20 protein-coding genes are annotated in these 24,721 nt (G+C 62.0%); 15 read left to right on the forward strand and 5 right to left on the reverse strand.

Features of this window, described 5'->3' with window-relative positions:
• Positions 1-13: 13 nt before the first annotated feature.
• Positions 14-823 carry a non-homologous end joining protein Ku gene (gene ku, locus QTJ18_RS04220; RefSeq protein ID WP_252753258.1) on the forward strand — a complete coding sequence of 270 codons (810 nt, stop codon included), beginning with the start codon at positions 14-16 and terminating at the stop codon, positions 821-823.
• A 44-nt stretch (positions 824-867) separates the two neighbouring features.
• Here ku and ligD read toward each other — a convergent pair whose 3' ends face one another.
• Together ligD and QTJ18_RS04230 are read right to left on the reverse strand one after the other, a co-directional pair.
• Complete coding sequence (gene ligD / locus QTJ18_RS04225; RefSeq protein WP_252753257.1) at positions 868-3,663, reverse strand: DNA ligase D; 2,796 nt, start codon at positions 3,661-3,663, stop codon at positions 868-870.
• 51 nt (positions 3,664-3,714) lie between these two features.
• A complete protein-coding gene (locus tag QTJ18_RS04230) occupies positions 3,715-4,023 on the reverse strand; it encodes a hypothetical protein (RefSeq protein ID WP_252753256.1) in 309 nt (102 codons plus the stop codon).
• Between the two features lie 250 nt (positions 4,024-4,273).
• On the opposite strand from QTJ18_RS04230, the gene QTJ18_RS04235 reads away from it, so the two are divergent.
• The 3 genes from QTJ18_RS04235 to QTJ18_RS04245 all read left to right on the forward strand — a co-directional run bounded on the left by QTJ18_RS04235 (position 4,274) and on the right by QTJ18_RS04245 (position 6,169).
• Entirely contained in the window at positions 4,274-5,023 is a 750-nt protein-coding gene (locus QTJ18_RS04235; protein WP_252753255.1) for a DNA polymerase III subunit epsilon, read from the forward strand.
• A gap of 8 nt (positions 5,024-5,031) precedes the next feature.
• Positions 5,032-5,472, forward strand: coding sequence for a hypothetical protein (locus tag QTJ18_RS04240; protein ID WP_252753254.1), 441 nt, complete (start codon positions 5,032-5,034; stop codon positions 5,470-5,472).
• 70 nt (positions 5,473-5,542) lie between these two features.
• The gene (locus QTJ18_RS04245) at positions 5,543-6,169 is read left to right on the forward strand and encodes a 2'-5' RNA ligase family protein (RefSeq protein ID WP_252753253.1); all 627 of its coding nucleotides are present in this window, start codon (positions 5,543-5,545) and stop codon (positions 6,167-6,169) included.
• Here QTJ18_RS04245 and QTJ18_RS04250 read toward each other — a convergent pair.
• Positions 6,106-7,053 (reverse strand): LysR family transcriptional regulator, encoded by a 948-nt coding sequence (locus tag QTJ18_RS04250; protein ID WP_252753252.1) that lies wholly within the window; start codon positions 7,051-7,053, stop codon positions 6,106-6,108. The two genes, QTJ18_RS04245 and QTJ18_RS04250, sit on opposite strands and share 64 nt — an antisense overlap.
• 138 nt (positions 7,054-7,191) lie before the next feature.
• Between QTJ18_RS04250 and QTJ18_RS04255 the strand changes: the two genes are divergently transcribed.
• From QTJ18_RS04255 to QTJ18_RS04265, 3 genes are all read left to right on the forward strand, one after another.
• Positions 7,192-7,980, forward strand: a complete 789-nt coding sequence (locus tag QTJ18_RS04255; protein WP_489667217.1) for an alpha/beta hydrolase fold domain-containing protein — start codon at positions 7,192-7,194, stop codon at positions 7,978-7,980.
• A 247-nt stretch (positions 7,981-8,227) separates the two neighbouring features.
• On the forward strand, positions 8,228-9,412 hold the full coding sequence (locus QTJ18_RS04260; RefSeq protein ID WP_252753250.1) for an efflux RND transporter periplasmic adaptor subunit: 1,185 nt from the start codon (positions 8,228-8,230) through the stop codon (positions 9,410-9,412).
• A gap of 124 nt (positions 9,413-9,536) precedes the next feature.
• Positions 9,537-12,719 carry an efflux RND transporter permease subunit gene (locus QTJ18_RS04265; protein ID WP_252753249.1) on the forward strand — a complete coding sequence of 1,061 codons (3,183 nt, stop codon included), beginning with the start codon at positions 9,537-9,539 and terminating at the stop codon, positions 12,717-12,719.
• A 176-nt stretch (positions 12,720-12,895) separates the two neighbouring features.
• Here QTJ18_RS04265 and QTJ18_RS04270 read toward each other — a convergent pair whose 3' ends face one another.
• Positions 12,896-13,567 (reverse strand): BA14K family protein, encoded by a 672-nt coding sequence (locus QTJ18_RS04270; protein WP_252753248.1) that lies wholly within the window; start codon positions 13,565-13,567, stop codon positions 12,896-12,898.
• A 215-nt stretch (positions 13,568-13,782) separates the two neighbouring features.
• On the opposite strand from QTJ18_RS04270, the gene yghX reads away from it, so the two are divergent.
• Positions 13,783-14,670: a YghX family hydrolase gene (gene yghX / locus QTJ18_RS04275; RefSeq protein ID WP_252753247.1), complete on the forward strand. Its 888-nt coding sequence runs from the start codon at positions 13,783-13,785 to the stop codon at positions 14,668-14,670.
• Between the two features lie 63 nt (positions 14,671-14,733).
• On the opposite strand, the gene QTJ18_RS04280 is transcribed toward yghX, so the two are convergent.
• On the reverse strand, positions 14,734-15,633 hold the full coding sequence (locus QTJ18_RS04280; RefSeq protein WP_252753246.1) for a LysR family transcriptional regulator: 900 nt from the start codon (positions 15,631-15,633) through the stop codon (positions 14,734-14,736).
• A gap of 366 nt (positions 15,634-15,999) precedes the next feature.
• Here QTJ18_RS04280 and QTJ18_RS04285 point away from each other — a divergent pair, with 366 nt between their 5' ends.
• The 7 genes from QTJ18_RS04285 to QTJ18_RS04315 all read left to right on the forward strand — a co-directional run bounded on the left by QTJ18_RS04285 (position 16,000) and on the right by QTJ18_RS04315 (position 24,641).
• Positions 16,000-16,974 carry an ABC transporter permease gene (locus QTJ18_RS04285; protein WP_252753245.1) on the forward strand — a complete coding sequence of 325 codons (975 nt, stop codon included), beginning with the start codon at positions 16,000-16,002 and terminating at the stop codon, positions 16,972-16,974.
• Positions 16,971-17,873, forward strand: coding sequence for an ABC transporter permease (locus QTJ18_RS04290; protein ID WP_252753244.1), 903 nt, complete (start codon positions 16,971-16,973; stop codon positions 17,871-17,873). The genes QTJ18_RS04285 and QTJ18_RS04290 overlap by 4 nt, the downstream gene beginning before the upstream one ends.
• 5 nt (positions 17,874-17,878) lie before the next feature.
• Positions 17,879-18,853: an ABC transporter ATP-binding protein gene (locus QTJ18_RS04295; protein WP_252753243.1), complete on the forward strand. Its 975-nt coding sequence runs from the start codon at positions 17,879-17,881 to the stop codon at positions 18,851-18,853.
• Complete coding sequence (locus QTJ18_RS04300; protein WP_252753242.1) at positions 18,853-19,890, forward strand: ABC transporter ATP-binding protein; 1,038 nt, start codon at positions 18,853-18,855, stop codon at positions 19,888-19,890. Before QTJ18_RS04295 ends, QTJ18_RS04300 begins: the two co-directional genes overlap by 1 nt.
• A gap of 20 nt (positions 19,891-19,910) precedes the next feature.
• On the forward strand, positions 19,911-21,485 hold the full coding sequence (locus QTJ18_RS04305) for an ABC transporter substrate-binding protein (protein WP_252753241.1): 1,575 nt from the start codon (positions 19,911-19,913) through the stop codon (positions 21,483-21,485).
• 61 nt (positions 21,486-21,546) lie between these two features.
• Complete coding sequence (locus QTJ18_RS04310) at positions 21,547-23,496, forward strand: CocE/NonD family hydrolase (RefSeq protein ID WP_252753240.1); 1,950 nt, start codon at positions 21,547-21,549, stop codon at positions 23,494-23,496.
• Positions 23,493-24,641 carry a CapA family protein gene (locus QTJ18_RS04315; protein WP_252753239.1) on the forward strand — a complete coding sequence of 383 codons (1,149 nt, stop codon included), beginning with the start codon at positions 23,493-23,495 and terminating at the stop codon, positions 24,639-24,641. The genes QTJ18_RS04310 and QTJ18_RS04315 overlap by 4 nt, the downstream gene beginning before the upstream one ends.
• The last annotated feature ends 80 nt before the right edge of the window (positions 24,642-24,721 follow it).

Consider the following 24,721-nt stretch of genomic DNA (forward strand, 5'->3'; position numbering starts at 1 on the left):
AGGAGGAATGCGCATGGCCGTTCGTCCCTATTGGAAGGGCTATCTGAAACTGTCGCTGGTGACCTGCCCGGTGCAGATGATGCCGGCGACGTCGGAAAGCGAGAAGGTCCGTTTCCATACTCTGAACCGTGCGACCCAGAACCGTGTCGTGAGCCGCTATGTCGATTCGGTGACGGCGCGGCCGGTCAAGGAAGGCGACGAGGTCAAAGGTTATCAGCGCGGTGAGGATGACTATATCATGCTCGAAGATGACGAGCTCGATGCCATCGCGCTCGACAGCACCCGGACGATCGATATTTCCACCTTCACGCCGCGCGACAGGGTCGAGTGGATCTGGCTCGACACGCCTTATTATCTCTCTCCCAACGACCCCGTCGGGCAGGAAGCGTTCTCCGTCATCCGCGACGCCATGGAATCGCAGGCTATGGTCGGCATCTCGCGCCTCGTCATTACGAGACGCGAACGTGCAGTCATGTTGGAACCGCGCGGCAAGGGAATCATACTCTGGACGCTGCGCTATGGCGATGAGGTACGCGACGAATCGGCCTATTTCAGCGGCATCGGCGATGAGACGGCCGATGCCGAGATGATGCCTTTGGTTCAGAAACTGATCCGAACGCAGACGCGGGACTGGTCGCCGGCGCTCGTCGCCGATCCCGTTCAGGCGCGCCTGATGGACATCATCAACGAGAAGAAGAAGGCACTGAAGGGCCGCGCCAAGCCGCCCCGGAAAAAGCTCAATGCCAGCCCGGCCGGCAATGTGATCAATATCATGGATGCACTGAAAAAGTCGGTCGCCGCCGAATTGCGGTCCGGCAAATAGGCGGCGGCTATTGTCTTCAGGTCTCCTGTCTCTGCGCCAGATGGTCAGGCAGCGTTCTTCTTTGCTTTTGCAAGGCGCTTGATCGCCTGACCGAGCGGCCGGTGGCCCTCCGCATAATCCTGCCAGGCGGTTGATTTCGCCAAGAGACCCGGCACGGTCCGAATGGTAAAGCGCTTGGGGTCGAGTCCTGTTTTGACCTGCGTCCAGTTGAGCGGCATCGACACCGTCGCACCGGTCCTGGCCCGCGGCGACAGGGGCGCGACGGCCGTCGCCATTCTGTCATTGCGCAGATAATCGAGGAAAATGCGCCCTTCCCGCTGCGCCTTTGCCATCTTGATCAGATAGAGATCCGGCTGATCGCGCGCCATCTCCTGGCACACATCATGAGCGAAAGCCTTGGCCTCATCCCAATTCAGCGGCTTGCCTTTCGAAGCCGTCAGCGGCGTAACGACATGCAGGCCCTTGCCGCCTGTCGTCTTGCAGAAGCTGACCAGTCCGAGGTCTTCCAGCCGATCGCGAATCTCGCGGGCGGCCTCGATCACTGTCTCAAACGGCACATCCGGCCCGGGATCCAGGTCGAAGACGAGGCGTCCCGGCACGTCCGGCTGGCCCGGTGCGCAGTTCCAGGGATGAAGCTCGACGCCGCCGATCTGAGCTATGGCCGCAAGGCCTTCGACCCGGTCGATCTGCAGATAGGGCTTCTTGTCACCGAAGACCGTCACCAGTTCCAGCAGGTTCGACGTACCGGGCATGGCATGTCGCTGGAAGAACTGTTCGCCGCCGATGCCATCCGGCGCCCGGATGATGGAGCAGGGGCGACCGCGAATATGCTCGATCATCCAGGATCCGACAGCCTCGTAATAGCGCGCCAGATCAAGCTTGCTGACCGGCTGGTCATCACCGGCATCCGGCCAGAGCGCCTTGTCCGGGCTGGAGATCATCACGCCCATTACCGGCTCCTTGCCGCCGCGACGTGCTTTGCCCGCAGGGGCTTTGCTTGGAGGGGCTTTGCCCGCAGGGTCTTTGCCCGACGGGGCTTTGCTCGAGGGGCCTTTCGCCTTTTCCGGTTCCGGCAATTCGGTCGTCTCGGGTGCAGCCGGCGTCTCGGCCTCCACTTCGCGTGCCGGCTTATCATCCCGCAAGCCCTTGAAGGCCGCCTGGCGCACCTGGCCGTCAGTGGTCCATCCCGCAAATTCGATTTCGGCGACGAGTTCCGGTTTCAGCCAGACGATATCCGGCGATCGCTTCGGCGCGCCGATGCCGGTGAAAGGCGATTTCTCGGCCTCCATCTCCCGCAGCCGGGGCAGAAGCTTGTCCACCGTGGCAGCGCCATAGCCCGTGCCGACCCGACCGACATAGACGAAGTGGCTGCCGCGATAGACGCCGACGAGCAGAGAGCGGAATTTGCCGTTGGTCTTGGCATAGGCGCCGATTACCACCTCATGCCCTGCCCGGCATTTTGATTTGGCCCAGCTGTCGCTTCTGCCCGATTGATAGGGCGCATCCATCCGTTTTGATACGATGCCTTCCAGCGAAAGCTTGCAGGCGGATTTCAGGACCGCGTCACCGCCGCTTTCGAAATGCTCGACGAAGCGGAGCCTTTCGTCCTCGCCGGCCCCGGACACCAGGGCCTGCAGGCGGTCCTTGCGCTCGGTCAGCGGCAAATCGCGCAGATCCTCCGGTCCGTCGAACAGAAGGTCGAAGGCGAAATACACGAGCTCATCCGTCTTGCCTTCCGACATGGCGGCCTGGAGGGCTGCGAAATCGGGCGCCCCCTGATCGTCGAGCGCACAGATCTCGCCGTCTATGATGCAATCCGGCAGATCCTTGGCAGCTTCAGCGATGGCGCCGTATTTTGCGGTCCAGTCGAGGCCTTTGCGGGTTTTGAGCGCCACCTCGCCATTCTCGACCCTCAACTGGATGCGATAGCCGTCAAACTTGATCTCGTGAAGCCAATCCTTGCCGGCCGGCGGGCGGGCAAGGCTCTGGCACAATTGCGGCGCGATGAAATCGGGCATGGCGGCAGCCGGGCCTTTGGCGCCCTTTGCCTTGCGAGCAGCCGGCTTGGCCTTTTTCGCCCGGGCATTTGCCTTCTTCGCCTCCCCGCTTCCGCCGCTCTCTTTGCTCCCGTCCCTCTCGTCCTTATCCTCCATCTCCTCCCGTTCTTCGGCAGCGAGGCCCTGACTGCTGTCCCAGACAGCATCTGCCGCAACTGTGCCGCTTTGCAGCATGAAGGGCTTCGGCTTCTTGCCCTTGCCGGATGCAATGGCCTCCATGGTGCGACCCGAAGCAACCGAGGTGGCGTTCTCTTCCAGGATCGCCGCGCCATTCTCTTCTACCGAATAATCGTCGTGATGCTTGATCAGCAGCCAGTTCGTCCGCTTGCCACCATCGCGATCATTGCGCATGCGCACCAGGACGAAGCTGCCCTGCAGCCGATCGCCCGTCAGGGTGAACTTGAAATCGCCTTTCGCCAACGCCTCCTGCGGCGATTTCCGGCCTTCCGGCTCCCAATAGCCGCGATCCCAGAGCATCACGGTTCCGCCGCCATACTGACCCTTGGGTATCGTGCCTTCGAAATCGCCGTAATCCAGCGGATGGTCCTCGACCTCCACGGCAAGCCGTTTGTCATGCGGATCAAGCGAAGGCCCCTTGGTCACCGCCCAGGATTTGAACACCCCATCGAGTTCCAGGCGCAGATCGTAATGCAGCCGGGTGGCATCGTGTTTCTGAATGACGAAACGGAGCCGGTTGGACGGCTTGATATCGGTATCCCCGGCCGGCTCCTTGGTTATTTTGAAGTCCCGCTTGGATCGATAGGTGGAAAGATTGTCAGCCATGGCTGCGCTGCTCCTCACAGGATGAAAATGCGCGGCTACCGCCGGGCCTCGTCAGCGCCCCGACACCCGGATGGCGCCTGCCTCGCCAAGGCTTCGCTGGACGGCGGGCAACTGATGGGCCGCAATATCGGCGGAGACTTCGATCTCGCCATTCAGCGGGGCATCGGTTCGCGCACCATGCTCGTGGTTCGCATCGCCGCCGGATGGTGCGGCGCCGGAGGTATTGGCTGAAGATGTAGACTGGATGAAGATGTCCGGGCGGGAAATCCCGTGCTGCTGGACCAGATGTTCAACTGCAAGATCCGCAGCCTCGCGGGTCTCGAAGGTTGCGCGGACGGTGGTCGTGCTATCGTCGGCCATGATGCATGTCCTCTGCTGTTGGCGTTGACATAGTTCAAACGCGCTCCGGGCGCGCTGGTTTCGGTGCGCAGCAGACTCTTTGTCAAGAATGGCAAGGTGGCACGATAAATATCGTCGGGTTGACAGCGAAGCCCGTGCCTCCTGCCGCTTGACCGCCATCCCCGTTCCTCGTGACAATCCGGCGGAACCACAAGCGCTCGCTCTGGATTGACGGCGAGAGGATCACCATCAACAGGCTGCTATCATCGACATGTCACGACCCAGGATACGCGTCATCGATCTTGAAACAGGCGGCAATGGCGCCAATGATGTCTGCGAGATCGGCTGGCAGGATGTCGTCCAGGGCGAGGATGGGAAATGGCATGTGAATGACGAGCGCGGCGCGCTGCTCGTCAATCCGGGCCGGCCGATGTCCACCGATACGATTGCCGTGCATCACATCCTGGATTCACATGTGGCGGACGCGCCCTTCTGGAAGGAAGTCGGGGGCGGCATATTGCGCCCGCCGGGCCGGCTGGACGCGCTGGCCGCGCACCGCGCCGCCTTTGAGCAGCGCTATTGCACGCCGCGCCTGACCGGCGGAACCGACTGGATATGCACCTGGAAGTCGGCCCTGCGCGTATGGCCGGACCTGCCCCGTTTCTCCAACCAGATGCTCCGCTATCAACGCATGCCGGAGGGCCTCGTCCACGAGATCGGGCTGCCTGCGCATAGGGCCATGCCCGACGCCTATGTCACGGCACATCATCTGCGCGATCTGCTGAACGCCGCCTCGCTTGAACAGCTTCTCGCCTGGAGCCGCGAACCCGGCCTTCTCCCCCGTGTCCCAGCGGGGCCGGATCGTGGAAAGGCTTGGGACCGGCTAAGCCTGCAGGCGCTGCAGGAGGCAGCGCAGGATCGCGATGCCGACATCCGCTTCAGCGCACAGACGGAACTGTCGCGCAGGGCGCCGGGTGACGCCCCCTCGCCTCCCGAACCTGCTCAACGAACGCTTTTGTGAGGCGCCGCTTGGCCAAGACCTATCCCGTGACGCCCGATGGACGCTATTTCGTCGTCAAATCCCGTCTCTGGCGCAAGAGCGATCCTCGGCTCGATCAGCCGACAGTGGAGCGCCTTGTAAAAGAGCTCATGTCTGCCCGCCGGGCCGTCCGCGATGCAAAGCAAAAAATCAGGAGTGGCGCCGAAGCGGACGTGGCAAAGGCGCGCGATCTCTTGGCCGCTGCCCGCCGGCGGGTCGATGCGGCCAAGGTGTCGCTGGGAGAACGCGGGCCCGTATGGTGGGAGGATGGTTCGCCGGACTACAACCGGCATCTGGTCCGCAACAGCCCTTATGCCGAGTGGTTCGCGGCTTTGCCCGGCGGCAAGGAGGAGGCCAGTGGTTCGATTGCGACATTTGCATCCGGTCGCGGCACCCCCACGAGCAAATGTCGCAACCACCAGAACCACTAGCAACCATCTCACTCCAGTCGAGTTTCGGAAATCTACATTTGCTCGGAGAGCGTGCCGATGCAGGTTCAACGTGAATTCCATACCAACGCCTGTGACGGCGCTTCCGCAACAGGATCTCGTGCCCGTGAAGACGCTTCAGCCGCTCATCCTGACCGCCCGCATCGCCGAGGCCGATCTTGCGCCGTTCGATCAGCTGCGGCAGAGGCACTTCCCGCGCGATCGGGTGGTGCTGCCCGCGCATCTGACCATGTTCCATCGCCTGCCGGGCGAATACCGGCATCAGGTCCGCGATCTGATCGCGGCGGCGGCAGGCGCAAGACACGCCTTCGAGGCGCCAGTGACAGGGCTGCGGCACCTGGGCGGCGGTGTTGCCTTCGTCATCGAAAGCGTGGAGTTAGAGGGCCTGCGTGCCGAGTTGCGAAAAGCCTTTGCGCCGTGGCTGGGCGGGCAGGACATGCAGAAATGGCAGGCGCATATCACCATTCAGAACAAGGTGACGCGCCTGGTGGCCAACGAAACCTATGAATGCCTCTCGGCGGGCCTCAAGCCGACAGTGATCCACGTGGAAGGCGTGGATCTCAGGACCTATAAAGGCGGTCCTTGGGAGCACGAGCAAACGGTTCTCTTTGCTCCTCAGGCGGGAAGTTTGACGGGGGCGACGGGTTTCGGCAGATCCTCGCCATCCCGCAATCCCTGAACAAGCTTGGCCAGCCAATCGACAAAGACACGGACCTTGTTGCTGAGATGGCGCGTCTGGGGATAGACGATATAGAGCGGCAGTTTCTCGCACTCCCAATCCGTCAGGATCTCCACCAATTGCCCGCGAGCCACCGCATCGGCCGCCATGAAGGCCGGGGTCTGGCCAATGCCGATCCCCGACTGGATGGCATTGACGTAAGAGCGCGCATCGTTGACGGAGACGATATAGCGCGGATCCACCTCGACGACCTCCTCACCGCGGCAGAACTCCATGGTAAGGACACGGCCGGCCGAGGCGTTCAAATAGCCGACCGCGAAATGATCGGCTGCAATTTCCCGGGGATGCGTCGGCTCGCCAAAATTCCGGAGGTAGAAGGGCGATGCATAGGCGCGCATCCTGAGCTCCCCGACTTTACGGGCCACCAGCGACTGGTCTGTGGGAGTACCGCCGCGCAAGGCGCAGTCGACGTTTTCGGCGATGTAATCCACGAGTCGGTCACCGACGCCGATATCGAGCTGGATCTGCGGGTAACGCTGATAGAAATCACAGAGGTTGGGGATCACCAGAAGGTCGGCAAAGGCACCGGCCATTTCGACCCGCAGCCGGCCCGAAGGCTGGGCCTGCGAATTCGACATGGAGCCGTCCAGCTCCTCGATTTCCGACAGGATCTGGATTGCGCGCTCGTAATAGAGGGCACCATCCGTCGTCACCATGACACGCCGGGTCGTGCGGTTGAGAAGTGTTGTCCTGAGATGCGCCTCCAGGGACTGCACCATATTGGTGACCGTCGCCTTCGGCATTCCGAGCGCCGTGGCCGCCCGTGTGAAGTTTCCGGTTTCCACGACGCGCACGAAGACACGCATTGCCGATAGCTGATCCATGCTTGCTCCAGCGACAGCCGATTGTTGGCCAATATGGAATAGTGTTGCCATATCCGGCCGGCTTGTGTGGATATGACTGTATAATAATATTTGCACAAGAGCTGGAGCTGTTGCAACAGCAAGTGTTTGGATAAGACGATCATGACACAGTGGGACACTATCGACGCGATCGGAGCGGCAAAGCCCTCCGTTCCCCTGCGTCGCTATGAGAGCGCCGGCGTCAAGCGGGTTCCGCCGATTGTCCTCTACCTTCGCGGGCGCGCCTTCCTGGACCGCGACCGCGGCGAGACCGAGCGGCCCATCGCCAAGGCCCTGGCACAGGCGGGAGCCGTGGTGCTGGAAGCGGATTATACCAAGGCATCGCGCAATGTCTTCCCGCAGGCCATGGAATGTGCCTTCGAAGCCTTGGCCTATCTGTCTCACCGCCGCAGCGAAGTGGCCAATGCCAAGTCGCCGCTATTCGTCGCCGGCGATGAGGCCGGTGGCAACATCGCCGCCGGCGTCGCGCTGAAGGCCCGCGACCTTCTGCCCGGCAAGTTGAGCGGCCAAATGCTCTTTTCGCCGATGATCGATCCGCAGATGGCGACGGTTTCCTTTCGCAGCGCCGATGCATTGGGCATGCGCGAGGCCTGGTCGGATGGCTGGAGCCACTATCTCGGCTCCTTTCTCCAGCACCCTTATGCCGCGCCCTGCCTCTGTTCGAGATTGGCAAACCTGCCGCCCGCCCTGCTGGTCACCTCCGAGGATGATCCGCTGCGCGATGAGGTAATGGGCTATTCCAGCCGGTTGAAGACATGCGGGGTCGAGGTTCGCAATTACGTCTTTGCCGCGGAGGCGGGATGGACCAGCATCTACCGCGAAGGGACAGGCGCCTGGCTTCCGGCCCTGTGTAATGAGTTCAATACATTTGTCGAAACGGTGCAGTGACGGACCCGTACCCAAGGCGGTTTCGCATGCACTCTCACTGACGGTCGAAGGAGACCCTTATGTGCAAACTAGTGAATTGCCGATGACCAAGTGAGGCCGGACGAACTGTCAGGCCACCACCCAGACAGGAAGACCTCGTTTTCGGCCGTGACAGCGCACCGCCGAGGCCAGCGTTTTTCCTCGTCAGCCTCTGCCTGGTTCAAGACCTTTTGAGACTATTCGGCGGCGAGCCGCCAAGGAGAACACAATGACATCGAAACTGGCAAACTGGGCCCTTTGGGGCGCCGGACTTAGCACTGCTGCCCTCATTTCAGGCGCAGCCATCTATCTGCAACTGCCGCAGGGCGCCAATGCGGCAGCAGCGAGTGCGGCCGCGCAGGCACCGGCCGTACCCGTTACGGTCGCCTCCGTCGAGCCGCGCAGCTTCACCAGCTGGCAGGAATTTTCCGGCCGGCTGCAGGCGATCGACCGGGTTGAGTTGCGCCCGCGTGTGTCGGGCGCCATCCAGTCGGTGCATTTCCGCGAGGGTGGCCTGGTGCGTGAAGGTGACATCTTGTTCAAGATCGATCCCAAGCCCTATGAGGCAGCCGTCCGCGAGGCACAGGGGCTTGTCGCCTCGGCACGGGCCAAGCTTGATCTCGCGGTCATTGAACTCGAGCGCGGCGAATCGCTTGCCAGCAAGAAAACAATCTCCGAAAGCGAGCTGGCGCAGCGCCGGAGCAATCAGCGGGATGCGGCGGCAAGCCTCCAGTCCGCCGAAGCGGCCCTGACGGTTGCGGAACTGAATCTTGGCTATACCGATATCCGGGCGCCGATCTCGGGCCGGGTAGGCAAGATCGACGTCACGCTCGGAAACCTGGTGGCCGAGGGCGCCTCCTCCACCCCGCTGACAACGATCGTCTCCATCAATCCGATCTATGCCAGCTTCGACGCGAGCGAGGAGCTCATCGCGCGCATCCTCTCCGAGGTTCAGACCAAGGATGGCGTGCCGACGATCAGCAGCGTCCCGGTCGAAGTGAGAACGCTCGACGCGAGAGCGCCGGCGATCACCGGCCACATGCAGCTCATCGACAACGAGGTCAATACCGCGAGCGGTACCATTCGCGTTCGGGCCGAACTGCCCAATCCCGATGGCCGGCTGATCGCCGGACAATTCGTTCGCGTGCGGCTCGGCCAGCCAAAGCCGGAGTCCCGGCTGCTGATCAGCGAGAAGGCCGTCGGAACGGACCAGGACAAGAAGTTCGTCTTCGTCGTCGACAGCGCCAACACCGTCACCTACCGGCCCGTCCAGCTCGGCGCCGCGGTGGATGGCATGCGCGTTGTCGAAGAAGGCCTGGCGACCGGCGACCGGATCGTGGTGAGCGGCTTGCAGCGCATCCGGCCCGGCTCGCTCGTTACGCCCGAGACGCAGGCCGAACTCGCCGCGAAATAGGCAGACCGCCCGGCGGCAGGCCGGGCGCAACTTCAACCATCGACCTGGATCCCGCCCCGCGGCGCATTGCGCGCGGGGTGCGTGACCGGGCTTGCCTCTAACACCCTGGAGAGAGGGTACCACCATGAACATCTCAAGATTTTTCATCGACAGGCCGGTCTTTGCCGCAGTCTTGTCGGTGTTGATCGTCGTGGCCGGCCTGCTTGGCATGCGGGCCCTGCCGATTTCGGAATATCCGGAAGTCGTGCCGCCCTCGGTCGTCGTGCGGGCCACTTATCCCGGCGCCAATCCGACGGTCATTGCCCAGACGGTGGCGACGCCGCTCGAAGAGCAGATCAACGGCGTCGAGGACATGCTCTACATGTCCAGCCAGGCGACCTCCGACGGCGTTCTGACACTGACCGTGACGTTCAAGCTCGGGACCGATCCCGACAAGGCGCAGCAGCTTGTGCAGAACCGCGTCTCTCAGGCCGAGCCCCGGCTGCCGACGGAAGTTCGGGCGCTGGGCATCACCACGGTGAAAAGCTCGCCCGACTTCATCATGGTCGTCAACCTCGTCTCGAGCACGGATCGCTACGACCTGACCTATCTGCGCAACTATGCGACCCTCAACATCAAGGATCGTCTGGCCCGCATCGAAGGCGTCGGCCAGGTCCAGGTCTTCGGGTCGGGCGACTATTCGATGCGTATCTGGATCGATCCGCAGAAGGCGGCGGAGCATTCGCTGGCCGCCAGCGACATCACCAATGCGGTGCGGGGCCAGAATGTGCAGGCGGCTGCCGGCATTATCGGCGCCTCGCCGAGCCTGCCGGGCGTCGATCTGCAGCTTAACGTGAACGCCCAGGGTCGATTGCAGACGCCGGAGGAATTCGGCAATATCATCGTCAAGACCGGTTCGAATGGCGAGATCACCCGCCTGCGCGATGTCGCGCGTATCGAGCTCGGCGCCGCCGACTATACGCTGCGGTCACTGCTGGACGGCGAGCCGGCCGTTGCCATTCCGGTGCTTCAGGCGCCGGGCTCGAATTCCATCGAGATTGCCGACAATGTGCGCGCCACGATGGATGAACTGCAAAAGGCCATGCCGGAAGGCGTCCGCTACGAAATCGTCTACGACACCACCGAATTCGTGCGTGCCTCGATCGAGAAGGTCATCGACACCCTGCTCGAAGCCGTCGCACTGGTGGTCCTCGTCGTGATCGTCTTCCTGCAGACATGGCGCGCCTCGATCATTCCGCTGATTGCCGTGCCGGTCTCGGTCATCGGTACGTTTGCCGTCATGTATATGTTCGGCTTTTCCGTCAATGCACTCACGCTCTTCGGCCTCGTGCTGGCCATCGGCATCGTGGTGGATGATGCGATCGTGGTCGTCGAGAATGTCGAACGCAACATTGAGAACGGCTATACGCCGCGGGAAGCCACCTATCGCGCGATGAGAGAAGTGTCCGGGCCGATCATTGCGATCGCTCTGGTGCTGGTCGCCGTCTTCGTGCCGCTTGCCTTCATCTCCGGCCTGTCCGGCCAGTTCTACCGGCAGTTCGCCCTGACCATCGCCATTTCGACGGTGATCTCGGCGATCAACTCGCTCACGCTGTCGCCGGCCCTGGCGGCCCTTCTCCTGAAGGATCATCATGCGCCGAAGGATCGCCTCACCCGCATCATGGATACGCTGTTCGGCTGGTTCTTCCGTGGCTTCAACCGCGCCTTCGGTGCGGCATCGAATGGCTATGGCCGGACGGTGGGCGGGCTTTTGTCGCGCAAGAGCCTGGTGATGATCATCTATCTTGCGCTGGTCGGCCTGACTTACACCATGTTCAATGCCGTGCCGGGGGGCTTCGTGCCCAGCCAGGACAAGCAGTATCTCGTGGGCTTTGCCCAGCTGCCCGATGGTGCCTCGCTGAACCGCACGGAAGAAGTCATCAAGCAGATGAGCGAGATCGCCCTCAAGCAGCCGGGCGTCAAGCATGCCATCGCCTTCCCCGGCCTCAACATCAACGGCTTCACCAACGGCTCCAATGCCGGCGTGGTCTTTGCCGTGCTGGACGAATTCGAAAACCGCAAGACGAAGGAGCTTTCCGGCGACAGCATCGCCCTTTCGCTTAACCAGCAATTCGCCGGCATTCAAGGCGCCTTCATCGCCATCTTCTCGCCGCCGCCGGTCAACGGCCTGGGAACGACAGGCGGCTTCAAGCTGCAGATCGAAGATCGCTCCGGTTTCGGCTATCAGGCACTCGACGAGGCGACGAAGGCCGTCATCGGGAAGGCTTACCAGACGCCGGAGCTGGCGGGCATCTTCTCAAGCTATCAGATCAATGTGCCGCAACTCTATGCAGACCTGGATAGAACCAAGGCAGAACAGCTTGGCGTATCGGTGACCGATGTCTTCGAGACCCTGCAGATCTATCTCGGCTCCCTCTATGTGAATGACTTCAATGCCTTCGGGCGGACCTACAGCGTTCGTGTTCAGGCAGACGCCAAGTTCCGTGCGCAAGCAGACGATATCGGACGCCTGGAGGTTCGCTCCCAGAGCGGCGAGATGATCCCGCTTTCGGCGCTGCTGAAGGTGGAGGAAACGGCCGGGCCGGAACGGACGACGCGCTACAATGGCTTCCTGTCGGCCGATATCAATGCCGCACCGGCGCCCGGTTTCTCGTCCGGTCAGGCCCAGGCTGCCATGGAGCGAATCCTGCAGGAGACGCTGCCCTCCGGCATAGATTACGAATGGACCGATCTGACCTACCAGCAGATCCTCGCCGGCAATTCGAGCCTGATCGTCTTTCCGCTGGCGCTGCTTCTGGTCTATCTCGTCCTGGCCGCGCAGTATGAGAGCCTCACCCTTCCCTTGGCGATCATCATGATCGTGCCGATGGGCGTTCTTGCGGCGCTTGCCGGTGTCTGGCTGACGGGCGGAGACAACAACATCTTCACCCAGATCGGACTTGTGGTCCTTGTGGGACTATCGGCCAAGAATGCGATCCTGATCGTGGAGTTTGCCCGGGAACTCGAATTCGAAGGACGGACGCCTTTCCAGGCGGCCGTGGAGGCGAGCCGGCTGCGCCTGCGTCCCATTCTGATGACCTCGATGGCCTTCATCATGGGTGTCGTTCCTCTCGTCATCTCGACCGGCGCGGGTGCCGAGATGCGGTCCGCCATGGGTGTGGCGGTGTTCTCGGGAATGATCGGCGTGACCCTGTTCGGGATCTTCATGACACCGGTCTTCTACATGCTGGCCCGCCAGCTGACCGGAGGCCGGCCGCTTGCCCGCCACGAATCGGAGGCAGCTCCCGCTCTCTCTCCAGCGGAGTAACGATCTGCCTCCTTCGGCCGGAACCGCCGCATCGTCTGCCGCGATGGACGGAAGGCTCCGACCTGCCGCGCGGGTCAACCACCGCCGACCCGCGCGGCGCCCCTCTTGCCAAAGTCTCGACAGGGCGTCGCGCACGCGTCTCCGTCTCGACTTGAAGCTGCACTACTCCCAGTCGATTACTCGCACTGGCGACGCGGGCCACCACCGAAGGGCTGGTAGGTATTGTCGTCGACCCGATAGGATCTGTAGCGGGCAAAACAGGACTGGACATGCTCGGAGCGGGCATAGTCTGTAACCTCGCCGGCCATTGCAGTCTCCGTCGCGCCGGCCATGGCCGGATCGCTTGCCTCTTCGACGAAACTGTCTTCGCCACTCGGCGGCGGCGACATGGCATCCGTGCCGGTCGCGGCAACGGTTTCGCTGGACGGCGGGGTGAAGGGCGACACGCATTCCCGGCGGCCGCCGCTGAAGGGCGTGTAGGAATTATCGCGAGGACGGTAGGAGCGATAGCGCGACGAACACCAGTCGAGATGGGCCTCGCTCAGTTGCGGCTCCTCGGTGGAAGGCGTGAGATCCGGCGCAACCGAACCGGTGACGGTATCGTCGATCGTGTTCGCTGGCGGCGGCGGCGTGTCGGCCTTTGCCTCGGCAACCAGGCCCGCCACCCGTTCAAGCCCCTCTTCCGAACGGTCCACCCGAACCGGATGATTGGTCCACAGATCGGCCGAACTGGTCAGATGCCTTGTCTCCCCGCCGGCGGAAAAGAATGCGAAGGCGGTGACGACCCCGCCGACGAACATGACGACGGCAAGGGACAAGCCGCCGAGGACGAGAAGAACCACTCTCATAATGCGCTCCCTGAATTCAACTTCAGTGCAGAATGCCAGAGGATGGATCAGGTTCCGATTTCTCTGAAATCTTGCGGGGCATGCACAGAAAGAGCCTGCGCTGCCTGCTGACGCGAACGTGAAGGCCTCAGCCCCATTGCCCCTCATCTCGTAGCGGCACGCTGTAGAAGAATATGCTTACATGCACGGGATGCATGACGCACGGAGGGAACAGCATGACACGGATGACAGCCAAGGACTTTCCGCAAGAGCTTCTCGATCTTTATGATTTCTACGCGCATGGAAAGATAACCAAACGCGAATTCCTGGATCGGGCCGCGAAATTCGCCGTCGGCGGCATGACGGCCGCCACCCTCGTTGCAGCACTCTCCCCAGATTATGCCCTGGCACAGCAAGTAGCGTTCACCGATCCCGACATCACGGCAGATTACATCACCTACCCGTCGCCGAAAGGCCATGGCGAAGTGCGCGGCTATTTCGTCCGTCCGGCAAAGCTGCAGGGCAAGGCGCCGGCGGTGGTGGTGGTGCACGAGAACCGCGGCCTGAACCCCTATATCGAAGACGTCGCGCGCCGCGTGGCCAAAGCCGGCTTTATTGCGCTGGCGCCGGACGGCCTGTCCTCCGTCGGCGGCTATCCCGGCAATGACGAGAAAGGTCGCGAATTGCAGTCGACGGTTGATCCGCAGAAGCTGATGAATGATTTCTTCGCCGCCGTCGAATTCATGATGAACCACGAGGCCTCCACCGGGAAGACCGGCATTACCGGTTTCTGCTATGGCGGCGGCGTTGCCAATGCCGCGGCGGTCGCCTATCCGGAGCTCGGCGCGGCCGTGCCCTTTTACGGCCGCCAGCCACGGGCGGAGGATGTGGAGCGCATCAAGGCCCCGCTTCTCATACACTATGCGGAACTGGATACGCGCATCAACGAGGGCTGGCCCGCTTATGAGGCCGCTCTCAAAGCAAACGGCAAGACCTATGAGGCGTATATCTATCCGGGCGTGAACCACGGATTCCACAATGACTCGACGCCGCGTTACGACGAAGCGGCGGCGAAATTGGCCTGGGACCGCACCATTGAGTGGTTCAGGCGCCACCTTGCCTGAACTGCCGAGCGCATCCGCCGCAATTCTCCCACCTCATCCGGGCAAGAGCGGCAGGGTCTTGCGTCATACCTGCGAAGCGGTTTCGGCCTGGCGCCGCATCAGCTCGACAAAGGCCTCGCAGCTCCAGGACAGAGCGGCATCAGCCTTGGTGATGATGCCGTAATCCGCCTGCTTGGCGGATACGAAAGGCCGCATGATCAGCTGATCGCTGACGAAGAAGGAGGCGATCAGCGTCGGCACAATGGCCACGCCCAGTCCGTGCGCAGCGCAGACGCAGGCGGTCTCGACGGAATGAACCTCCAGACTGCACCGATAGCTCGGCACCATCCGCCGCAATTCGTGCTCCAGTTCATTGCGGTTGATCCTTTGGCGTCCGAGCAGGATGAGGTCGTTGCGCGCCAGATCGTTGACGTCGATGGCGTCCTTGCCGGCGAGCGGATGTCCGATCGGCATGACGCAGGTCGTGCCACTGGAATAGAGCGGCGTTGCCTGAAAGCCGGGCTCTTCCGGCGGCAGGCGGACAAAGCCGATCTCCGCGACGCGCCCGCGCACCATCCGCTCGATCGCATCATAGGGACCGCTGAGGATCTCCACCGTTACCCGCGGATGATCCTTTTTGAAGCGCGCCACCAATGGCGGCAGCATTGTCGTGGCCAGGCTGTGGGGAAAGGCGACGCGGATAAGCGCCTCGCCGAAGATGCCGGTGCGGAGATCGCCGATCTTGGTGCGCAGTTTCGCCATGCTCTGCGAGACTTCGTCGATCTCGCCGACCAGTAGATAGGCCTCGGGCTTGGGTTTCAGGCGTCCCTTTTCACGCAGGAACAGTTCGCGTCCGATTTCCTCTTCCAGCGCGGCCAGTTGACGGCTGATGGCCGATTGCGACAGGCCAAGCTGGGAAGCCGCCGAAATCGTCGAGCCGGTATCCATGATGGTCTTGAAGATTTCGAGCTGCTTGAAATTCATGAGTCGATCCTAGTGGTTCGGTTCCGACATTTGCGTCCATTCGCAGCACCCTCAAGCGCAAATGTCGAAATCAAGAGAACCACTAGCAACCATATGATTCTAGTGGAATTTCCGATTTGACATTTGCTCTGGGAGAGTGCCGCAGGCGGGAGACAAATGTCAAATTCATTCCACTGGCGGATCGCCGCGTAAGGCAAGCACTCATCACTCGCGACCGTCAGCGCAAAAACGCATAGGGTGATGCCGTCTCCTCATAAGATTGCGGGTCGTTTCAAGACCGCTATCGTTCACGCATCAAAAAAATCAAAAAAGGGGTTCCAACAATGGTTTTCGACTGTCCTTTCCACCTGCCCGGGATTTGAGGACGTGAGCGTCTTCATCATCCGCCGGCTCATGCAGAGCGTGGCTGTTCTGCTGGTGACCGCCCTCGTCGTCTTCCTCGGCGTCTATGCGATCGGCGATCCCATCGAGATGCTGATCTCCCCGGATGCCAGCCCGGCCGAACGGGCTCAGGTCATTGCATCTCTGGGGCTGGACCAGCCACTCTGGCAGCAGTTCCTGACATTCATCTGGAACGCTCTGCATGGCGATCTTGGCCGCTCCTTCGTCTTCAACCGTCCCACCATCCAGCTGATCCTGGAGCGCCTGCCCGCAACGCTTGAACTGACGCTCACGGCCCTGGTGATTGCCCTGGTGATCGGCATACCGCTCGGTCTCATCTCCGGTCTCAAGCCGAACAGCGCCACCGACGAAGCGATCATGACAGGTTCGATCCTCGGCTTCTCGCTGCCCAGCTTCTGGCAGGGCATGATGTTGATCATGATATTTTCCGTCTGGCTGGGCTGGCTACCCTCCACCGGCCGGGGCGAACTCGGCTCTTTCCTCGGCATACAGTCGAGCTTCTTCACGCTGGACGGTCTTGCGCATCTGGTCCTCCCGGCCGTCAACCTCTGTCTGTTCAAGCTGTCGCTGGTGATCCGCCTGACCCGAACGGGCGTGCGCGAGACGATGCCCCTGGATTTCGTCAAGTTCGCCCGCGCCAAGGGGGTGTCTGAGCGCCGGATCGTCTTCGTCCACGTGCTGAAGAACATTCTCATCCCGCTGATCACCGTCGTCGGCATGGAGCTTGGCAGCATGCTCGCCTTTGCCGTGGTCACGGAAACCATCTTCGCCTGGCCGGGCATCGGCAAACTTTTGATCGATTCCATCATGCGGCTCGACCGGCCCGTTGTCGTTGCCTACCTGCTCGTCATCGTCAGCCTGTTCATCGTGATCAATTTCATCGTCGATATCCTCTATTCGCTGATCGATCCCCGCGTTCGCCTGGGAGGTCAGTCATGAGTGTCGTTTCATCGATCCTGCGCGAGGAAACGCTGGCCGGCCGGCTCCTGCGAGGAATTGCAACCAGTCCCAAGGCTCTGATCGGCGCGTCGATCTGTCTTCTGCTCCTGGTGGCCGCGCTCGTCGGACCCTGGATCACGCCGCAGAACCCCTATGACCTGGCGGTGCTGGATATTCTGGATTCCAAGCTGCCGCCCGGTTCGGAAAGCATGGACGGCATGGTCTACTGGCTCGGAACAGACGGGCAAGGCCGCGACATGCTCTCGGCAATGATCTATGGCTTGCGCACGAGCATTGGCGTCGGCGTCTTTTCCGGCGTGGTCGCGCTCGTGATCGGCACGGTTCTCGGCCTCGTCGCTGCCTATTACGGCGGCCGCATCGACGCCTTCATCATGCGCATCGTCGACCTGATGCTGGGCCTTCCCACGATACTCGTCGCCCTGATGCTGCTTGCCCTGCTCGGCCAGGGTCTCTGGAAAGTCATTTTCGCGCTCGTTCTTGTTCAATGGGCCACCTTTGCGCGCTCCGCCCGCAGCGCGGCGCTGGTGGAGAAGAACAAGGATTATGTGGAGGCCGCTGTCACGCTGGGGATCAGCACGCCCCGCATCCTGTTCGGCCATCTTCTGCCGAACTGTCTGCCGCCGCTGATCGTCATCGGCATGTTACAGGTGGCCAATGCAATTTCGGCAGAAGCCACGCTCTCCTTCCTCGGGATCGGCCTGCCTATCACCGAGCCTTCCCTCGGCCTGCTGATCGCCAATGGCTACCAGGTTCTGATGTCGGGAGAATACTGGATCAGCGTCTATCCGGGGCTTCTTCTGCTCGTGCTGGTTTTTTCCATCAACATTACAGGAGACCGCTGCCGCGAAATCCTCAATCCCCGGCTGGGAGAAAGGTGAGCTCCATGGTTCAGCCCGTTCTTGAAGTGACCGATCTCTCAACGCATTTTTCAACCCGGCGGGGAATAGTCAAAGCCGTCGACGGCGTTACCTTCAGCGTCGGACAGCGCGAAATCGTCGGCCTCGTGGGCGAGTCCGGCTCAGGCAAATCGATCACCGGCTTCTCCGTGCTCGGGCTTGTGGATCCGCCAGGCCGCGTCGTCTCCGGCAGCATCCGCTTTCAGGGCGAGGAATTGACGGGCCTGCCGCAAAAGGCCATGCGCGCCATTCGCGGCAAGCGCATCGCAATGATCTTCCAGGACCCGATGATGACGCTCAATCCCGTCCTTTCGATCGGGACACAGATGGTGGAGGCGGTGCAGGCGCATGACCGGGTGAGCCGGCAGGAGGCCCGCGAAAGGTCGCGCGATGCGCTGGGCCTTGTCGGCATCCCCTCGCCTGAAGAGCGACTGGATGCCTATCCGCACCAGTTTTCCGGCGGCATGCGCCAGCGTGTCGCCATCGCGATCGCCCTTCTGCACCGGCCGGACCTGATCATCGCCGATGAACCCACGACGGCGCTGGACGTGACGATCCAGTCGCAGATCCTCTTCGAGATCAAGCGGCTGGCGCGGGAGTTTTCCATGGCTCTGGTCTGGATCAGCCATGATCTCGGCGTGGTTGCCGCGCTCGCCGATCGTGTGATGGTCATGTATGCCGGCCGCATCGTCGAGGCAGGACCGGTGGACGATGTGCTTGCCAAGCCGGCCCATCCCTACACGCTGGGGCTGATGCAGGCTATCCCGTCAGCCGTGCCGCGCGGCGAGGCCCTGCGTCCCATTCCCGGCATGGCGCCCAACCCGCTCGCACGCCCCTCCGGCTGCTCGTTCCGGGATCGCTGTCCGCGAGCCACCGCCGTCTGCTGCGAAGACCCGCGGCTTGATCGGGCGGATCTGCGCGAGTGGCGCTGCTTTCATCCTTTCCAGGGGGAGGCCGCCTGATGACCGACACTCTAATCGAAGCACGCAATGTCAGCCGGCGCTTCACCCGCGAACTCGATTATGCCGAAAGACTGGCGCGCGTCTTCGGGGCAAAGATTTCGCAGAAGACCGTGCATGCGGTCGATGACGTAAACCTCGCCGTGAAAAGCGGCGAAGTCGTCGGCCTTGTCGGCGAATCCGGCTGCGGAAAATCGACGCTCGGCCGCATGATGGCCGGCATCATGCCGACGAGCGAGGGCACGGTCTCCTGGAAAGGCCGGGCTCTGTCCGAGCTGAAGGGTGCCGACAAGCGACGCGCCCGCCTTGCGGCACAGATGATCTTCCAGGATCCGATGTCGACGCTCAATCCCCGCAAGCGCGTCATCGATATTATCGGCGAGGCGCCCCTGGTGCACGGGCTCGTGGCGCGCAACCAGTTGCGGTCCTATGTCGGCGAACTGGCGCAACGTGTGGGCCTCGATCCGTCCTATCTCGATCGCTACCCGCATCAGTTTTCCGGCGGGCAGCGGCAGCGCATCGGCATTGCCCGGGCTCTCGCCGTCAAACCGGAACTGATCGTGTGCGACGAATCCGTTGCTGCCCTCGACGTTTCGATCCAGGCGCAGATCCTCAACCTGTTCATGGATCTTCGCAGCGAATTCGGACTGACCTACCTCTTCATCAGCCATGATCTCGGCGTGGTGAAGCACATTTGCGACCGGGTCGTGGTCATGTATCTCGGCCGCGTCGTGGAGACCGGAACGCCCGACGAATTATTTGCCAATCCGCAGCATCCCTACACGCAGGCCCTCGTCCGCGAATTGCCGAGCGTTTCGGATCGGCGGCGTGATTTCACGCCCGTACGGGGGGAGATCCCCTCGCCGCTCCATCCGCCGCCCGGCTGCCACTTCCATCCGCGCTGTCCCTTCGCCTTCGACCGTTGCCGCGTCGAGCGGCCACTTCTTCGCGAAACCAGCCCCGGCCAGGCCAGTGCCTGCCACCTTCACGATGCCGACACTTCGGCGACCAGAACCGAAACGGCGCAGACCGTCAGTTAAACCGAGAGAGGAAGAGAACCATGTTCCGTAAGAGTTTTTTTGCTGCTGCAATGGCCAGCACATTATGGGTTGTGCCACTGGCACAGGCGGCCGATCTGACGATCGGCAGCGCGACCGAGCCGTCCTCGATCGACCCGCAATTCTCCCGCACCGGCAACAATCAGAACGTCGCGATGCAGATCTTCGACCGCCTGCTGGAGACCGATACGACCATCGGCATCCATCCAGCGCTGGCCATGTCCTGGGACAATATCGACCCACTGACCTGGCACGTGAAGCTGCGCGAGGGCGTCAAGTTCCATGACGGATCTGCGATGACGGCAGAGGACGTCATCTTTTCGCTGACGCGGGCGAAGAATATCCCCAACAGCCCCGCGCCCTTTTCCGGCAATGTCGCGTCCATCGACAGCATGAAGGCGCTGGACGACCTGACGATCGAGTTCAAGACAAAGCAGCCGACGCCGGACTTCATCGAGCAGGTCGGCTTTGTCTATATCGTCAGCAAGAAGGCCGCCGAAAACGCGACGATCGAGGACTTCAACAGCGGCAAGGCAGCGATCGGTACCGGGGCCTACAAGTTCAAGTCCTGGACACCGGGCGACAACCTGTCCCTGACCCGCAATACGGCCTTCTGGGGACGCCAGCAGGACTTCGACAATGTCACCATCAAGTTCATTTCGAATGATGCCTCCCGCGTCGCCGCTTTGCGCTCGGGTGCCGTGGATCTGATCGACGCGGTCCCGCCGGGAGACGTGAAGACGCTCTCGTCCATGTCCGAGCTCAAGGTGTTTTCCATTCCCTCGGCACGTCTTATTTATCTCGCGATCGACGCATCGCGCGACAAGAGCCCCTTCGTGACCGACAAGGCCGGCAAGCCTCTCGACAAGAACCCGCTGAAGGATCGCAAGGTCCGCACCGCCTTGTCGGAAATGATCAACCGCCAGCTGATCGTCGATCGCATCCTGGACGGGTCCGGCGAGCCGGCCGGCCAGCTGGTGCCGGACGGCGTTGCCGGCAATGATCCGGCGATCAAGGCCCCGGCCTATGCGCCCGACCATGCCAAGACGCTTCTGCAGGAGGCCGGCTACGCCGATGGCTTCGGCCTGACGCTGCATACGTCCAATGACCGCTTTCCCGGCGATGCCGAGACCGCTCAGGCGCTTGGCCAGATGTTTGCCCGCGGTGGCCTGAAGGTGAACGGCGTCGTGGCGCAGCCCTACAATGTCTACACCAAGGCGGCTTCCGGGCAGGAATTCAGCGCCTTCATCTTCTCGCTCGGCAATTCCACGCCGACCTCCGCAACGGGCCTTCGCAATCTGCTGATGACCTATAACAAAGAGGGGGGCACGGGATCCTTCAACCGCGTGAGGTACAGCGATCCGACCTTCGACAAGATGATGCAGGAGGCAATGGCCGAATTCGACAGCGAGAAGCGCATTCAGCTTCTGCAGCAGGCGACGGCCTATGTCTTCGAAGACATGCCGATCATCCCTCTCTTCTGGCAGAAGGTTCACTGGGCGGGCAAGGCCACGCTCTCCTATGATGCCAATATGACGGAAGACACCAGCGCCACACTGACCAAGCTTGCAAAGTGACGCGACGCGGACGCCGCCTGCGGCGTCCGCTTTTCACCTTCGACTTTTAAGGACATTCGAGATGAATATGCTGGCGTCTTCCGCACGGGAAGCGATCGCCGACGACGTGATCGTGGAACGCAATGTGATGGTGACCATGCGCGATGGCGTGCGCCTCGCGACTGATATCTACCGTCCGGCAGAAAATGGCCGGGCCCTGTCCGGACGCCTGCCCAGCATCATAGAGCGGACCCCCTATGGCAAGATGGAAAGGTCGCGGTCCGAAATCGAAGTCGGGATGACGACGCCTTTGCGGCGGGACGAAGTGGCGTGCTATTTTGTCCGGGCCGGCTATGTGGTCGTATACCAGGACTGCCGCGGCCGCTATGCATCGGAAGGCGAATTCTCCAAATATATCTCCGAGGCCGCGGATGGTTATGACACTGCCGCCTGGCTGGTTGAACAGGAATGGTCCGATGGCCGTTTCGCCACCATGGGTCTGTCCTATGCGGCCCACACACAGGCCGCGCTGGCGTGCCTCAATCCTCCGGGCCTTGCCTGTATGGTGATGGATTCCGGCGGCTTCTCGAACGCCTATCAATGCGGCATCCGCCAGGGTGGCGCTTTCGAGCTGAAGCAAGTCACCTGGGCCTATAACAATGCCCGCGAGGCAGCCTCGGGTCTCGTCAAGGCCGCCATCGAGGCCGAAGATCTGACCGCCTGGTTCGCCGCCCTGCCGTGGCGGGAAGGCGTATCGCCAATCCGCGAGGCACCCGAATACGAGGCCTATCTTCTCGATCAGTGGCGCAGCGGCACGTTTGACGACAGCTGGCGACGGGTAGGCCTCTATATGGAGGGCTCATACAAGACCTTTCCGCGGGTGCCGATCGTGCTGATGTCCAGCTGGTACGACGCCTATGTCAAATCGACCCTCGACAACTTCAAAGGTCTCTCCGGCGATGCGGAGCGACCGCTCTCGCTGATCATGGGGCCGTGGCTGCACGGCAATCGCAACAGCACCTTTGCCGGCGATATCTCCTTCGGCAGTGAAGCGCCGATCGGCGGGCACGTGGCGGAGAGCTGGCTCGATTTCAGGCGGCGGTGGTTCGATCGCTGGCTGAAGAACAAGGTCGAAGACAAGGCAGAAGACAGGGGTGAGAGCCGGGTGACGGAATCCTCCGTGCGCTTCTTCCTGATGGGATCGGGATCCGGCACGAAAACGGCCGAGGGTCGCCTCGACCATGGCGGGTTCTGGTGCCAGGCATCTGATTGGCCTGTTCCTGGTACCGATTATCGCTCGCTCCATCTCCACGCGAGCGGACGGTTGAAAGAGGAGCGGCCGGCAGAAGAGGCTGAGGCCCTCACCTATGATTACGATCCAGCGAATCCGGTTCCGACCATCGGAGGTTCGCTGACAAGCGGTCAGCCGATCTTTGAGGGCGGTGGCTTCGATCAGCGCGAGGCGGACCGCTTCTTTGGCTGCACAAGGCCGGGACTGCCGCTTTCCGCACGCGCCGATGTGCTGTGCTTCGAAAGCGAGCCGCTGGCGGAAGACCTGGCGGTGGTCGGGCCGATTAGCATCGAACTTTTTGTCGCTTCCAGCGCGCCGGACACAGATTTTACCGCGAAGCTCGTCGATGTTTATCCGCCGAGCAAAGACTACCCCGCGGGCTTTGCCTTGAACGTGACCGACGGCATCTTCCGCTGCCGGTATCGCAACTCCTTCGAGACGCCGGAACCGCTGGTTCCCGGCGAGATCTTCAAGATCACCATCGAGCCATTCGCAACGGCCAATATCTTCAAGAAGGGCCATCGCATCAGGCTCGACATTTCCTCGTCCAATTTCCCGAAATATGACGTCAATCCCAATACCTACGCCCCGGAAGGCACCGGGCGTGAAAAACAGGTGGCGCGCAACAGCGTCTTCGTCGATGCCGCACATCCGTCACGACTGATCCTGCCGGTCCTCCCAGGCGCTCAGATCCAGAAGTTGAAACCTCTGGCAGAACAGCAGGATACAGCGATCCGATGAACCTGACCCTAGCCGTCACGGGACAGGTTCTCATCCACCAGCCGCTGGATCTTACGGGAGCAGCGGCCGGTGACCTGCTGGACTTTCTGAAAGCAGACGTGACGATCGGCAATTTCGAAGGCGTCGTGCAGGCGCCCGGCGCCTGGCCGACCAAGACGAAGACCGTCCATGCGGTCGACAAGGAAGTTATCGCCTCGCTGGCCGGTTTGCATTTCACGGCGATGAGTCATGCCAACAACCACGCCTTCGATCTGGGCCCGCCAGGCATTTCCGCCAGTCACGCGGCCATGAAGGCGCACAAGATCCAGCTGGCCGGCAGCGGAATGGATCTCTCGGCCGCGTGTTCTGCGGCGCCGATCACCATCGGCGCCCAGACCGTGGCGCTTCTCTCGGTTGATCTCGGGCCGCAGCCGGAGATCGTCTATGCAGGACAGGATCGAGCGGGGATTGCGCCCTTGCGGCTGCGCCGGAAAATCCTCTTGCCGCCTGACGACTATGCACGCCTGTCGGCGCTGAACGAGGCATTGGGCGATGCCGCCCGTCTGCGGGCGCGGCAAAAGGTCGGCTATAGCGGCGAGGTGGTGGAGGGCTTGGAAGCCTTCGGTACGGTTTTCCTGCCCGGCGATCGACTGCAGCCGCGATGGGACGTCGACCCGACCGATCGGGAGAGGCTACAGGCGGAAATTCTGGGCGCCAAGGGACGCGGCGAAATCGTTGTGCTGGCATTGCACAGCCACCATTGGGACGCGGACTGGACGGTCACGCCGGTCTGGTATGACAGGCTGACGAAGGACCTGGTGGATGCCGGAGCGGACGTCGTCATCGGGACCGGGGCGCCGGTTCTGCAGCCTATGCGCATCTACCGCGATCGCGCCATATTGCCGGGCCTCGGCAACTTCATCTTCCATACCCGACGCGCAGCCGTCTATGACCGCGAAGGCGTGGATGTCTGGACCAGCGCTGCCGTCCGTCTGCATCTGGACCCCGAGGGTCGCTGCCTGCAAGTCAATGCCATGCCGATCCGCGCCTCTCGGGCCAGTGCGACGGGCAAGACCAAGCCGCCCTTCGCCGCCGCACCTGCGCTTCTCACTGGCGAGGAGGCGCAGACGGTTCTGCAAAGACTGGAATGCCCCGAGCGGCGCTGAAGCGGGTGCTGGCCTAGAGCAGGTCCAGCAAGAGTGCGTCACCGCTTTTGTGTCCGGACTGCGTAAAAACAAAGATATAG

It is taken from the genome of Rhizobium sp. SSA_523, from assembly GCF_030435705.1.
GTDB lineage: Bacteria > Pseudomonadota > Alphaproteobacteria > Rhizobiales > Rhizobiaceae > Neorhizobium.